This window comes from Actinomycetospora sp. CA-053990, assembly GCF_050948445.1.
GTDB classification, from domain to species: domain Bacteria; phylum Actinomycetota; class Actinomycetes; order Mycobacteriales; family Pseudonocardiaceae; genus Actinomycetospora; species Actinomycetospora callitridis.
This window is the reverse complement of the sequence record NZ_CP192043.1, coordinates 3,326,743-3,339,564: the sequence shown is the minus strand read 5'-3', so window position 1 is coordinate 3,339,564 and position 12,822 is coordinate 3,326,743. Positions and strand designations below refer to the sequence as shown.

Sequence of the window (12,822 nt, the reverse complement as noted above, 5' to 3'; positions counted from 1 at the left end):
AATCTACGAGGTGGCCCCCGGCTCAGACGGTCTCGGTCGGCGGGAGCCCCGCGTCGCCGGTGGCGTGGCGCCCGAGCCCGTTCGTCTCGGGCTCCGCGACGGCGGCGTCGGCCCGCTGCTCGGCCGCCGCGACGACCTTCGCGATCTCGGGGTTGGTACTGGTGTCGAACCAGTCCTCGACGTCGTCGTCGGTCTGGCCCGGACGCGAGGCGGGCGGCTCCTCGGGCGAGGGGTGGTAGCGGAACACCCCGTCCTCGCCGGGCGCCCCGAGCATCTTCGTGAAGCCCTCGAGCGCCTTGCCGAAGTCGCTGGGCACCACCCACATCTTGTTGCTGTCGCCCTGCGCCATCTGCGGCAGCGTCTGCAGGTACTGGTAGGCCAGCATCTCCGGCGTCGGGCGCCCCGCCTTGATCGCGGCGAACGTCTTCTCGATCGCCTTGGCCTCGCCCTGCGCCTGGTAGTACGCCGCGGCCCGCTCACCCTGCGCGCGCAGCATGGTGGCCTGGCGGTCGGCCTCGGCGTTGAGGATCGCGGCCTGCTTGGAGCCCTCGGCGTTGAGGATCGCCGCCTGCTTGTTTCCCTGCGCGGCGGCGATCGACGACTCGCGGTGGCCCTCGGCGGTGAGGATCATGGCCCGCTTCTCGCGGTCGGCCTTCATCTGCTGCTCCATCGAGTGCTGGATGGAGGGCGGCGGGTCGATGGCCTTGAGCTCGACGCGGACGACGCGCAGGCCCCAGGGCCCGGTGGCGTCGTCGAGGGCCCGGCGCAGGCGGGTGTTGATCGTCTCGCGGGAGGTCAGCGCCTCCTCCAGGCTCATCCCGCCGACGACGTCGCGCAGCGTCGTCGTGGTGAGCTGCTGGACGCCGTTGATGTAGTCGGAGATCTCGTAGACCGCGTTGCGCGGCTCGGTGACCTGGTAGTACACGACGGTGTCGATGGAGACCGTCAGGTTGTCCTGGGTGATCACCGGCTGCGGCGGGAACGAGACGACCTGCTCCCAGAGCGCCACCCGCTCGCGGATCCGGTCGATGAACGGCACCAGGATCGTGAGGCCGGGCGCGGCCGTGCGCTGGTAGCGCCCGAGACGCTCGATGACCGCGGCCTCGGCCTGGCGGACGACCGTGACGCTCTTGACCACCGCGGTGATGATCAGGATGAGCACGATCGCGGACACGACGTACAGCACGAGCGTGACGGGGTCCATCGGCTAGCTCTCTCCCTGCAGGGGCGGGCGGGACGGGTGCGCGGGCCCGGCGACGTCCGCCGTGACCACCGCCGTCGCCCCGCGGATGTCGACGACGACCACGGGGTCGCCGGTGGCCAGCGCGGCGCCCTCGTGCAGCGCGCGGGCCGTCCAGAGCGCGCCGCCGATGCGCACGGTGCCCGCGTCGGCGGGGGTGATCGGCTCGACCACCTCGGCCTGCGCCCCGAGCAGCGCCGTCGGCCCGGCGTTGGCGGTGCCGTCCTCGCGCGATCCGTGGATGCGGCGCAGCAGCGGCGGGCGCGCGAGCACGACGAGGAGGGTGGCGGCCAGCCCGAAGACCGCGACGTCGGCCCCGAGGGGCACGCCAAGGGCGGAGGCGCCGGCGGCGACCAGCGAGGCGACGCCGAGCATCAGCAGCACGAGGGTGCCGGACATGAGCTCGACCGTGATCAGGAGAACTCCCGCGACGAGCCAGAGCAGCGGGATCACACCGCTGAGTGTGCCACGCCGGGGTGTCGGTGGAGGTGAGTTCAGGGACCGACGGTCACGAAGTCGATCAGCTGTTCCATGGCCGTGATCAGGGGAGTCTCGAGGTCGGACCACGACGACACCGACGACAGGACCCGGCGGGCGCCGTCGCGGTCGTCGCCCCACCCGAGGGCCTCGCACACGCCCCGCTTCCACTCGATGCCGCGCGGGATGCTCGGCCAGGCCGCGATCCCGACGGCGGCGGGCTTCACGGCCTCCCAGATGTCGACGTAGGGGTGCCCGAGCACGAGGACGTGGGCCGCGGCGGGCCCGAGCTCGCGACGCAGGCCCTCGGCGATCCGGGACTCCTTGGAGCCGGTGACGAGGTGGTCGACGAGCACCCCGAGGCGCCGGTCGGGGCCCGGGCCGAACTCGCGGGCCGCCTCGACGAGCACGTCGGCGCCGTGCAGCGGCTCCACGACGACGCCCTCGACGCGCAGGTCGTGGCCCCAGACCTGCTCGACGATCGCGGCGTCGTGCAGACCCTCGACCCAGATCCGGTGCGGCAGCGCGGTCTTCGCGCGGACGTTCTCGACCCGGCGCGAGCCCGAGGCCGAGCGCTGGACGGCGGTGCCCGGCCCGGCGGCGCGCTGCGGCGGGATCAGGGTGGCGGGACGGCCCTCGTGCAGGAAGGCGGCGGGCTTGTTCGGGAAGAGCCGCCGGCGCCCCGCGGAGTCCTCGAGCACGACCTCGCGGATGTCCGCACGGATCACCGCGCCGCAGAACGTCTCGGCGGCGTCCTCGACAACCAGCCCGGGCTCGGCGACCACCGACACCACCTCGCGGGTGGGCTTGTGCGGCGCGAGCCCCGGCAGCCCGCCGGTGCGCCCGGCGCCCGACGACGGCCCGCCCCCGCCCGCGCGGCCCGGGGCGCGGACCGCCCCGCCGGTCGTGCGGAAGCCGGCATCGCCGGAGGAGCCGTGCATGCCCCGGCCCTGAGTCCTCGCCACGGGCCGGGACGCTAACGGCGCGCCATGATCGTCCGGGCTCGACACGCCCACGGGTGGTCGAGCGAGGGTCACCCTCGCTGCGGGCCGCCGACGCGAGGGGCACGTGGCGCATGATCGACGGGCCGGCGCGCCTGCCGAACGTGCCCCTCGTGGCCCGGCCGGCCCGAGCTCGCCAGAACGATCTCCCGGGAGTGCTGCCAGTGCTGTCGAGCGAGGGTCACCCTCGCTGCGGACCGCCGACACGAGGGGCACGTGGCGCATGATCAACGCGCTGGCGCGGCTGCCGAACGTGCCCCTCGCGGCCGGACGACCCTCACGACACTCCCGAGAGATCGAACTGGCGAGCCCGCCGCCCGGGAGCCCCACCGCCGCGGCGCCCGTATCGTGATCGGGTGCCCTGCGCGAGTGCTTCCCTGGCCGTGTGGAGCGCGGCGTGGCTCGCGGGCTCCGCCGCGGCCGACGACGTCCTCGACGCGCTGACCCCGTGGTCCGAGGCCCACGACGTGGTCGCCGCCGACGCCGCGACCGCCGCCGTCACCGACCTGCCGACCCCGGACCGGGCCGGCGCGGGCCTCGCGGTGCTGCTCGCGCTCGCCCGCAAGCGCAGCTCGCCGACGGGACCCGACGCCCGGATCGTCCTGCCCGCCGCCGGGGACGTCCGCGGGCTCCCGGGCCCCGCCTCCCTGCGCACCGCGGCGATGGAGGCCGGCGAGTGCGCGGTGCTCGCCGGTCCGGGGCTCGCGACGGTCCCCGCGCCGGTCGCCGACGGCGTGCTGCGCTGGACCGTGCACCTCGTCGACGACGTGCCCCCGGCCGCGCACCCGAGCCTGCCCGACGCCGAGCACGAGCTGCGCAGCCTCGTGCGCGACGCGGCCGACACCCTCGCTGCGCTCGACGTCGCCAAGCCCCGGCGGGGGGTGCGCGAGGAGATCGCGGACTCCCTCCGCCGCCGGCCCCGCCCGACCTGGCCGACGGGCACCCCGCCCCGTCCGCTGCGCGTGCTCCAGCACGCCGACGAGGTGGAGGCGATCCTCCTCGCGGCGTCCGGGGACGACCCCGGCGGCGCCATGTCCTCGTCGGCCGCGCTGGCCCGCAACGACGCCCTGCGGCCGCTGGCCACCGCCGTGCGGGGCGCCCGGGTCGCCGCCGTCGCCGAGACCGTCCGGGTGCTCAGCGCCGCCTAGTGCCCGTGGCCGTGCCCATGGCCGTGACCGTGGCCGTGGCCGTGCCCCTCGGACGATGACGACCCCGAGGAGTCGCCGGACGAGCCGGACGAGCCCGACGACCCCGAACCCAGGATCGGCTCCCCCACCCGCAGCGGGGCCTGCTCGTAGCGCCCCTCGTGCGCGGCCACCGGCCGGGTGTCCCCCCGCAGCTCCGGGTGCTTGGCCTCGAGCCGCTCGCGCTGCTCCCACTTGCGTTGCATCCCGGTGACGTACTCCCGGTTGCCGTGGTAGGTGCCCCGCCAGGTCTGGGGCATCTGCTCCTTGGCCAGGCCCGCGTCGGCGCGCCCGTGCAGGGCCGGGCGCGACGGCACCTTGCGGGCCGCGCCCCCGCACTCCGGGCAGGCCGGGGCGGGGGCGTCGCGCCCGATCAGGCGCTCGAAGCGCAGACCGCAGTCGCAGCGGTAGTCGTAGATCGGCACCGGGCTACCAGTTCGAGATCGACTTGCGGAAGATCTCCGCGAGGTCGTCCTCGGTGGGCGTCTTCGGGCAGGTGGCCAGGAGTCGCTGCTGCTTCATCGTCCCGTCGACCAGGTCGGGGATGTCGCCCTCGCCGAAGCCGACCTCGCCGATGCCGTTGGGGATCCGGATGTCGCGCATCAGCTCGGTGACCACGTGCGGCAGCTGCTCGGACGCGTTCGACTGCGTCTCGGCGTTGGGCCCGAGCATCCGCGCCGCGGCCATGTGCCGGTCGGGCGCCGCCTCGAAGCTGAACCGGAACGCCTCCGGCGCCGTCAGCGACACCGACATGCCGTGCGGCACCATCGCCTCGTCCGACGGGTAGCCGGCGGGGTGGAAGTCCCGCACCTGCCCGGCGATGGGATAGGCGTTGGCGTGCGGGATGTGCACCCCCGAGTTGCCGAACCCCATGCCGGCGAAGGTCGCCGCCATCATCATGTCCATCCGGGCGTCGACGTCCTCCTCGCCGCGCTCCACCGCCGTGCGGAACGAGCGGGCGAGCAGCGACATCGACTTCTCGCACCACAGGTCCGACACGGGGTTCGAGCCGCAGTAGGTCACCCGCTGCTCGGGCGACTTGCGGTCGAACGTCGTGTACCAGCGCGCGGTGTAGGACTCGAGCGCGTGGCAGACGATGTCCATGCCCGAGGCCGCCGTCACCTCCGGCGGCAGCGTCATGGTCAGCAGCGGGTCGACGACGGCGAGCGTCGGGCGCAGCCGCCAGTGGCTGATCCCGGTCTTCACGCGCAGCGAGAGGACGTCGAGGACGCACATCGCCGTCGACTCGGAGCCGGTGCCCGCCGTGGTGGGCACGGCGATGAGCGGCTTGAGCTGGCCCGGCGGGACCTGGGCGTTGCCGACCGGCTTGTTGATGTAGTCCATCAGCTCGCCGGGGAAGGTGGTCAGCAGGTTGACGGCCTTGGCGGTGTCGATCGCCGAGCCGCCGCCCACGGCCACGAACCCGTCCCACGGGCCCTGCTCGTGGGCGTAGCCGACGGCCTTGTTCATCGAGTCGTCGGTGGGCTCGACGTGCACGCCGTCGAAGATCTCGACGGTCATGTCGTACCGCCGGATCTGGTCGGCGATGCGGTCGGGCAGGCCCGTCTGCTGCATGCCCGGGTCGGTGATCAGCAGGATGCGCTTCGCGCCGTACTGGGCGAGGTCGAAGCCGATCTCGTCGCAGGCACCCGCGCCGAACTTGAGCGGCGGGGCGCCCCAGGTGAAGACCGATTCTTCGGTGGGTACCGGGGGGACGGTCATGGGAGGCGTGCTCCGATCAGGTGTAGTGGCCGCCGTTGCCCACGGTCTTGAGTTGGCGGATCTGGTCGGGGTCGTGTCCGAAGACCACGGTCGCGTCCGTCTTCTCGGCGACGCCGCGGATCTTCTCCACCGACGAGTAGAACTGGCCCATGTCGTTGACGATCGCGGCCGGCGTGGTGGGCGGGCCGTAGCTCTCACCCATGTACACGGCGTCGGACGTGAAGATCATGGTGCCGCTGTCGGGCAGGTCGACCTGCATCGACATGGTGCCGGGGGTGTGCCCCGGGGTCTGCAGGAGCGTGACGCCGGGGAGGAACTCGGTGTCGCCCGAGACCGTCTCCCAGTTCAGGTCCTCGTAGTCGGTCTTGAGGTGCGCGCCGGTGAACAGGCCGTCGAACCCGAACGCGAAGTCCTTCTCCTTGTCGGAGCAGACGAGCTTGGCGGTGGAGTCCTTGAACAGGCCGGCGTTGCCGCAGTGGTCGAAGTGCAGGTGCGAGAGCACCACGTAGTCGATCTGGTCGACCCCGACGCCGAGCTGCTGCAGGCGCGAGTCGAGGTACTCCTCGTCGCTGACCTTCTCGTAGGGGAAGAAGTCCTGCAGGCCCGTCGGGCCCCAGCGCTCCTCCCAGTCCCGCGGGCAGCTGGTGTCCCACAGGATCGTGCCGTCGGGGGTCTCGACGAGGACGCAGTGCGTCGGCACGTCGGCCCACTCGGTGGGCTGGTCGCGCATCTGGCGCGGGCGGATCGACCGCCCGGGCTTGAGCAGCAGCCAGGTCAGGTCCGCCGTCATCATCCCGCAGTCCAGGATGCTGACCTTGATCTCTCCGCTCGCAGCCATTCAGGGCTCCTTCGCCGTGCCACCGATGGGAGGGGGACGCGGAGGCGAATAGATGCAACTCCGGCCACGTGACGCCGGACACTAGCGATGCGAACGATCACTGGCAACACGCCGGATGGCGGCTGCCGAGCGACCGTTTCCCCTGCTCCTGCCCCTGATTGGCAAGAGCGTGGCGTCAGCTCCCGGGGCGCTTCGCGGGCTCGCAGCAGCCGGGGTGGCAGAGGGCCCCGTTGCACCCCACGCCGGCGCGCGGTGCGGTGCCGAGCTCGCGCACGGGGGCCCCGTCGACCTGTTCTCGGACCAGCTCCACGACCATCTCGACGAAGCGCGGATCCGACCCGGCGCTCGCGGCGCGGGCGAAGCCCATGCCGAGCTTCCCGGCGTGCTCGGCGGCCTCGTTGTCGAGGTCCCAGACCACCTCGAGGTGATCGGAGACGAAGCCCACGGGGCTGACGACCGCGGCGCCCACGCCCCGGTCCTGGAGGTCGTCGAGGTGGTCGACGATGTCGGGCTCCAGCCACGGGATCTGCGGCGGGCCCGAGCGCGACTGCCACACGAGGTCGTGCTCCGGGGCGCCGACGGCCTCGGCCACGAGACGGGCGGCCTCGGCCATCTGCCGCGAGTAGCGGTGCCCGCCCTCCTCCGGCGGCCCCGCGGTGCGGTCGGCGGAGACCGGGATCGAGTGCGCGGTGAAGACCAGGCGCGGGTCCTCCAGGCCCTCGCGGACGGCCCGCACCCCGTCGGCCACCGCCGCGATGAACAGCGGGTGGTCGTAGAAGTGGCGCAGCTTGACGAGGTCCGGCGCGGAGCCGGTGCGCGCGATGGCCGCCTCGCGGGCCCGCGCGATGTCCTCGTGGTACTGCCGGCAGGCGGAGTAGCCGCCGTAGGCGCTGGTCGCGAAGACGAGCGCCCGGCGCACCCCGTCCCGCGCCATCTCCGTCACGGCGTCCTCGGCGTACGGGTGCCAGTTGCGGTTGCCGAAGTACACCGGGAGCTCGCGGCCGGACTCCCGCAGGGCCCGCGACAGGTCGGCCACGAGGCGCCGGTTGAGCTCGTTGATCGGGCTGACGCCGCCGAAGTGCTGGTAGTGCTCCTCGACGGCGTCCAGGCGTTCCGGGGGCACGTTGCGGCCGCGGGTCACGTTCTCGAGGAACGGCCGCACCTCATCGGGCGCCTCCGGACCGCCGAAGGACAACAGGAGGACGGCGTCGTAGGCAGCGCTCACGCAGTCCAGCATCCCCCGAGGTCGCGGCGGCGACACGTTCACCCCGAGCGAGCGCACTGGGCTGTCCGGCTGACTTCGGTGGCGCCCGCCCGTGATCGGGATCACTCTCCGTGGCAACACGTCGGGAGGGCGCGGGATGGACAACGGGACGGACGGGACGGTCGTCGAACTGCGGGTGCACGGCGTGAGCGGCACCCCGCCCGAGGCCGTCCTCGACGCGCCGCAGGTGCGCCAGGTCGCCGGCGACGAGTGGGCCCGGATCTTCCGCGCGATCGACGACGAGGGCCGGGAGGTCGGGTCGCCCGGCCACGTCGTCGAGGCCCTGCACTGGGGCCGCTACACCTCGGGCTCGTGGACCTTCGCCCTGTGGCTGCTGCTCGTGCCGTTCGGGATGGTGAACGTCGCGCGGTTCATGCTGCCGGAGGGCACGGCGGGAGGACGCGCGCTCACGGTGGCCGCGGGTGCCCTGCGGGCGCTCGGCGTCCTGCTGACCTGTCTGGTCGCCCTCGGCGCGGGGATCGTCCTCGTGGACCTCGTCGCCACCCAGGCGCCGTCGGCGATCTCGGCCGTCTCGGCCCCTGTCCTGCGCGCCGCCGCCGTCCTCGCCGCCGGCGCCGTCGTCCTGGGCTTCTTCGTCCTGGCGCGGTCGTCGCTCGACCGGAACCTGCCGCTGGACGGCGGCGACGCGGACGCGGCCTCGGTGCTGGCCCGGCCGCGGGCCCTCGCCGGCGACCCGGACGTTCCCGTCCTTCGGCGCCTGCACCTCGCCGCGGGACTGGCGACGGTCGCCGTGGTCGGGCTGCTCGAGGCCGGTGGTGCCTGGCGTCCCGCCCTCGGGCTCACCGTGGCGCTCCTCGGGGCGGCGATCGTCGCCGTCACGGTGCTCGGTGATCCGCGCACCGCGTGGGAGGCCCGCGCCACGACGGGCGCCCGTATCGCGGCCGCCGTCGCGATCGGTGTCGCCGCCCTGGCGGTGCTGGTCGCGGCGGTGGCGACGGCGCTCGACACGCCGGCGCCGGCCGGGCGGGCGGGTCTCGACCAGGCGTGCGCGGTGCTCGTGGTGGCGGTGGTCGCCGCCCTCGGCGTCCTGCTCGTCGCGAACGTCGTCGTCGCGCGCGGCGGGGCGCGGCGGGACGAGGGGGACGGGCGCTTCGCCCCGTTCGCGCACGGGCTGGCGGCCACGGTCGTCGCCGCCCTCGGGGTCTTCCTCGGCATCGGCTACACCGGTGCCGCCGCCTTCGGCACGGCGAAGCTCGTGGAGGCCGCCGCCACGGCACCTCTCGTCGTGCCGGAGATGTTCTCGCGGGCCGTGTACGCCTGGGGGCTCAGCACGATCGTCGCGGCGGGGATCGCGGTCGTCGCCGCCGTGGACTGGCTCCGGCGCCGCGGCGACTTCCGGCGGCGGGCGCAGGACGCCTTCGTGGCGGCCGGGTTCGACGATCTCCCGGCGACCCGGGTCCGCGAGATCGGGACCGCGATGTGGATCGCCCGTGTGAAGCAGCACGTGGTGGCCATCGCCGCCACCCTGGCGCTGACGGGGGCGGTGCTGTCGCTCGCCGCCCTCGAGTCCGCCCTCCCCCAGGCCGTCGGCCACGCACCCTGGGACCTCCCCCGCTGGTTCGTGCTCACCGCCTCGACGCAGCACCCCCGGCCGGGCAGCGGGTGGGTGCTCGCGCTCGGGACGCTCGTGCTCGCCGCCGCGGCGATCCGGCTCGTGCTGCTGGGACGCGCCGCGGCCCGACAGAGCACCACCCGCCGCGGGGTGAACGTGGTGTGGGACGTCGTCGCCTTCTGGCCGCGCGCGGTGCACCCGTTCGTCCCGCCGCCGTACTCCCAGTCGGTGGTGCCGCGCCTCGCCGATCGCATCCGGTACCACCTCGCCGAGGGACGATCGGTCGTGCTCTGCGGTCACAGCCAGGGCAGCCTGATCTCCTTCGCCGCCCTGGTGCGGCAGGTCGGACTCGGCGGCGACACCACCCGGATCGGTCTGCTGACGCTCGGCTCGCAGATCCAGGTCCTGTTCTCCCGCGCGTTCCCGGCGGCCGTGAACCTCCCCGCCGTCCAGGGCCTCGTGGACGCCCTCGACGGCCGCTGGCGCAACCTCTACCGGGACACCGACCCGCTGGCGGGCCCGGCCCTGAGCTGGCGGCACCGGGACCCGGAGCCCGGCCTGGTCGCGCGCATCGGCCCGGGAGGACCCGAGGACCGCGGGGCGCGTGCGGTCGGCGGCGACTGGCGCCTGCTCGACCCCCCGGTGCCGGAGGACCCCGGGCTCCAGCGGCGGGCGCTGCTGCCGCTGCGCCGCCACAGCGACTTCTGGGCCGATCCGAGCTGGCCGCGGGCGGTCGCGGTCGTCACCCCGACCCGGGTACCGCTCGAGGAGTTCCGGCCTCAGGCGCCCATCGCGTGATAGCCGCCGTCGGCGTGCACCACCTCGCCGGTGGTCGCCGGCATCCAGTCCGAGAGCAGCGCGCAGATCGTCTTCGCCACCGGCGTGGGGTCCTCGAGGTCCCAGCCCAGCGGCGAGCGCTGGACCCAGGCCTCCTCGAAGGTGTCGAAGCCCGGGATCGACTTCGCGGCCATGGTGCGCACCGGACCCGCGGCGACGAGGTTCGCGCGGATGCCCTCGGGGCCGAGGTCGCGCGCGAGGTAGCGGGTGGTCGCCTCGAGCGCGGCCTTGGCGACGCCCATCCAGTCGTAGCCCGGCCAGGCGACGGTGTTGTCGAAGTCCATGCCGACCAGCGACGAGCCGCGCCCGAGCAGCGGCTTGCAGGCCATCGCGAGGGACTTGAACGAGTAGGCCGAGACCTCGACCGCGGTGGCGACGTCCTTCCACTCGGTGTGGAGGAAGTTGCCACCCAGGGCCTCCATCGGCGCGAAGCCGATCGAGTGCAGGACGCCGTCGAGGCCGTCGACGTGCTCGCGGACGCTGTCGGCGAGGCCGTCGAGGTGCTCCTGGTTCTGGACGTCCAGCTCGATCACGGGCGCCTCGGTGGGCAGCCGCTTGGCCACGCGCTTGACCAGCGAGAGGCGCCCGAAGCCGGTGAGGACGACGGTGGCCCCCGCCTCCTGGGCCGCCTTCGCCGCGTGGAAGGCGATCGACGCGTCGGTGATGATCCCGGTGACCAGGATCCGCTTGCCCTCGAGCAGGGTCACATTGTCTCCGTGTTGTCGCTGGCGGGTGTCTAGTGGCCCATGCCGATGCCGCCGTCGACCGGCAGCACCGCGCCGGTGACGTAGGCGGCGTCGTCGGAGGCGAGGAAGGCGACGGCCTTCGCGATGTCCTCCGGGGCGGCCGTGCGCCCCAGCGGGATCGACGCGAGGATCTCCTCGCGCCGCTTGTCGGTGAGCTCGGCGGTCATGTCGGTGTCGACGTAGCCGGGGGCGACGACGTTGGCGGTGATGCCGCGGCCCCCGAGCTCGCGGGCCGTCGAGCGGGCGAGGCCGACGAGGCCGGCCTTCGAGGCGGCGTAGTTCGCCTGCCCGGGCGCGCCGGTGAGCCCGACGACGCTGGAGAGGTAGATCAGCCGCCCGAACCGGGCCTTGACCATCCCCCGGATCGCGCGCTGGGTGACCCGCCAGGCCCCGGTGAGGTTGGCGTCGAGGACGTCGGTGAACGCGTCCTCGGGCATGCGCATGAGCAGCCCGTCGCGGGTGATGCCGGCGTTGGCGACGACCACCTCGACCGGCCCGTGCTCGGACTCGACCTGGGAGAAGGCGGCGTCGACGGAGGCGGAGTCGGTGACGTCGGCCGTGACCCCGTGCAGGCCCTCCGGCGGTTCGCCCGAGCGGTGGGTGATCACCACCGTGTGGCCCCGCTCCGCGAGCTCCCGCGCGGTGGCGAGCCCGATCCCGCGGTTGCCTCCCGTGACCAGCACGACGCGGCTCACGCGACTCCTCTCGTTCGGGTCCAACGGCGGCGGAAGGGTATCCGCTTTGCCCGCGTCCCGTGGGGACGCGACCGAACGGCGCCTTCCTGTCGTGTGACGGCGCTCATAGGGTTGTATCCATGACCGCGACCGACGTCCCCCCGACCCTTCCCGGCCGCCTCGGTGACCCCGGCCTCGACCTGCGCACCGACCCGCGGGCGAAGCCGGATCTCGTCGCCGCGCTGGCGGCCTTCGGGCTCGACGGGCCGGCGGCCGCGCCCCCGGTCACCCGCGCCGACGGCCCGGCGGCGGTGAGCGAGGCCGTCGGTGGGCTCCACGAGGGGTTCAGCGCCATCTACGCCGCCGTCCCGCTGGACCTGCCCGACGACGCCCCGGACGACGCCGTCGAGGTCACCGAGACCTCCGTGGCCTCCCCCGACGGGCACCTCGTGCCCCTGCGCCTCTACCGCCCCGCGGGCGTGGCCGGGCCGCTGCCGGGCGTCGTCTACATCCACGGCGGCGGGATGACGATCCTGGACGCCGAGACGCGGGTCCACGACCGCTGGTGCCGTGACCTCGCCCTGAGCGGCGTCGTCGCGGTGCGGGTCGGGTTCCGCAACGCGTGGACGGAGCTGGGCCCGCACCCCTTCCCCGCGGGCCTCGACGACTGCGCGACCGCCGTGCGCTGGCTCGACGACCAGCGCGGCGAACTGGGCCTGACCCGGATCGTGCTGCAGGGCGAGTCGGGCGGGGCCAACCTCGCGCTCGCCACCACCCTGCGCGCGAAGCGCAGCGGCGACCTCGACGCCATCGACGGTGTGCACGTCGCGGTGCCGTTCATCAGCGGCGGCTACGCCTGGGACGACGACCGCAAGCTCCGCGAGCTCCCGTCGATGATCGAGAACGACGGGTACTTCCTCGGCTGCGCCAGCATGGACCTGATCGTCGCCGCCTACGACCCCCACGCCCGCCACACCGAGGACCCGCTGGCCTGGCCGTACTTCGCGACGCCCGACGACCTCGCGGGCCTGCCGCCGCACGTGATCACGGTCAACGAGCTCGACCCGCTGCGCGACGAGGGCCTCGCCTACTACCGCAAGCTCCTCGCCGCGGGCGTCCCGGTCGCCGGGCGGACCAACCTCGGGCTCACCCACGGTGCCGAGCTGATCTTCCGGCAGGCCCTGCCCGCCGAACGACGCGCGGCGATCGCCGACATCCGCGCGTTCGTGGACGGACTGCACGTGATCCACGACTAGGGCAGGCGGC

General features: G+C 74.0%; 12 protein-coding genes. 3 read left to right on the top strand and 9 right to left on the bottom strand.

Going from position 1 to position 12,822, the window contains the following annotated elements:
* Window positions 1-22: 22 nt before the first annotated feature.
* Genes ACQPYN_RS17195 through ACQPYN_RS17185 form a run of 3 tightly spaced genes read right to left on the bottom strand, consistent with a single transcriptional unit; the run spans window position 23 to window position 2,682 of the window.
* Window positions 23-1,204 (bottom strand): SPFH domain-containing protein, encoded by a 1,182-nt coding sequence (locus tag ACQPYN_RS17195; RefSeq protein WP_433025156.1) that lies wholly within the window; start codon window positions 1,202-1,204, stop codon window positions 23-25.
* Between the two features lie 3 nt (window positions 1,205-1,207).
* Window positions 1,208-1,693: an NfeD family protein gene (locus ACQPYN_RS17190; protein WP_433025153.1), complete on the bottom strand. Its 486-nt coding sequence runs from the start codon at window positions 1,691-1,693 to the stop codon at window positions 1,208-1,210.
* 41 nt (window positions 1,694-1,734) lie between these two features.
* Window positions 1,735-2,682, bottom strand: coding sequence for a DUF3097 family protein (locus ACQPYN_RS17185; RefSeq protein ID WP_433025150.1), 948 nt, complete (start codon window positions 2,680-2,682; stop codon window positions 1,735-1,737).
* 392 nt (window positions 2,683-3,074) lie between these two features.
* Between ACQPYN_RS17185 and ACQPYN_RS17180 the strand changes: the two genes are divergently transcribed.
* Window positions 3,075-3,866, top strand: a complete 792-nt coding sequence (locus tag ACQPYN_RS17180) for a hypothetical protein (RefSeq protein WP_433025148.1) — start codon at window positions 3,075-3,077, stop codon at window positions 3,864-3,866.
* Here ACQPYN_RS17180 and ACQPYN_RS17175 read toward each other — a convergent pair.
* From ACQPYN_RS17175 to ACQPYN_RS17160, 4 genes are all read right to left on the bottom strand, one after another.
* The gene (locus tag ACQPYN_RS17175) at window positions 3,863-4,327 is read right to left on the bottom strand and encodes an FmdB family zinc ribbon protein (protein WP_433025145.1); all 465 of its coding nucleotides are present in this window, start codon (window positions 4,325-4,327) and stop codon (window positions 3,863-3,865) included. The two genes, ACQPYN_RS17180 and ACQPYN_RS17175, sit on opposite strands and share 4 nt — an antisense overlap.
* A 4-nt stretch (window positions 4,328-4,331) precedes the next feature.
* Entirely contained in the window at window positions 4,332-5,624 is a 1,293-nt protein-coding gene (locus ACQPYN_RS17170) for a hydroxyacid-oxoacid transhydrogenase (protein WP_433025142.1), read from the bottom strand.
* A 16-nt stretch (window positions 5,625-5,640) separates the two neighbouring features.
* Window positions 5,641-6,462, bottom strand: a complete 822-nt coding sequence (locus ACQPYN_RS17165; protein ID WP_274194874.1) for an N-acyl homoserine lactonase family protein — start codon at window positions 6,460-6,462, stop codon at window positions 5,641-5,643.
* Window positions 6,463-6,637: 175 nt separating this feature from the next.
* Entirely contained in the window at window positions 6,638-7,687 is a 1,050-nt protein-coding gene (locus ACQPYN_RS17160; protein ID WP_433025139.1) for a ferrochelatase, read from the bottom strand.
* A 136-nt stretch (window positions 7,688-7,823) separates the two neighbouring features.
* On the opposite strand from ACQPYN_RS17160, the gene ACQPYN_RS17155 reads away from it, so the two are divergent.
* A complete protein-coding gene (locus tag ACQPYN_RS17155) occupies window positions 7,824-10,097 on the top strand; it encodes a hypothetical protein (RefSeq protein ID WP_433025136.1) in 2,274 nt (757 codons plus the stop codon).
* Here the strand turns inward: ACQPYN_RS17155 and fabI are convergent.
* Window positions 10,079-10,843 carry an enoyl-ACP reductase FabI gene (gene fabI, locus ACQPYN_RS17150; protein WP_433025133.1) on the bottom strand — a complete coding sequence of 255 codons (765 nt, stop codon included), beginning with the start codon at window positions 10,841-10,843 and terminating at the stop codon, window positions 10,079-10,081. The genes ACQPYN_RS17155 and fabI overlap by 19 nt on opposite strands.
* A gap of 29 nt (window positions 10,844-10,872) precedes the next feature.
* Window positions 10,873-11,577 carry a beta-ketoacyl-ACP reductase gene (locus ACQPYN_RS17145; RefSeq protein ID WP_433025130.1) on the bottom strand — a complete coding sequence of 235 codons (705 nt, stop codon included), beginning with the start codon at window positions 11,575-11,577 and terminating at the stop codon, window positions 10,873-10,875.
* A 119-nt stretch (window positions 11,578-11,696) separates the two neighbouring features.
* Here ACQPYN_RS17145 and ACQPYN_RS17140 point away from each other — a divergent pair, with 119 nt between their 5' ends.
* Window positions 11,697-12,812 carry an alpha/beta hydrolase fold domain-containing protein gene (locus tag ACQPYN_RS17140; protein WP_433025127.1) on the top strand — a complete coding sequence of 372 codons (1,116 nt, stop codon included), beginning with the start codon at window positions 11,697-11,699 and terminating at the stop codon, window positions 12,810-12,812.
* Window positions 12,813-12,822 lie beyond the last annotated feature (10 nt).

Excerpts from the sequence above, each read along its gene's own strand:
- ACQPYN_RS17155 (WP_433025136.1), top strand. The coding sequence starts at position 7,824 with ATGGACAACGGGACGGACGGGACGGTCGTCGAACTGCGGGTGCACGGC.
- ACQPYN_RS17195 (WP_433025156.1), bottom strand. The coding sequence starts at position 1,204 with ATGGACCCCGTCACGCTCGTGCTGTACGTCGTGTCCGCGATCGTGCTC.
- ACQPYN_RS17170 (WP_433025142.1), bottom strand. The coding sequence starts at position 5,624 with ATGACCGTCCCCCCGGTACCCACCGAAGAATCGGTCTTCACCTGGGGC.
- ACQPYN_RS17140 (WP_433025127.1), top strand. The coding sequence starts at position 11,697 with ATGACCGCGACCGACGTCCCCCCGACCCTTCCCGGCCGCCTCGGTGAC.
- ACQPYN_RS17165 (WP_274194874.1), bottom strand. The coding sequence starts at position 6,462 with ATGGCTGCGAGCGGAGAGATCAAGGTCAGCATCCTGGACTGCGGGATG.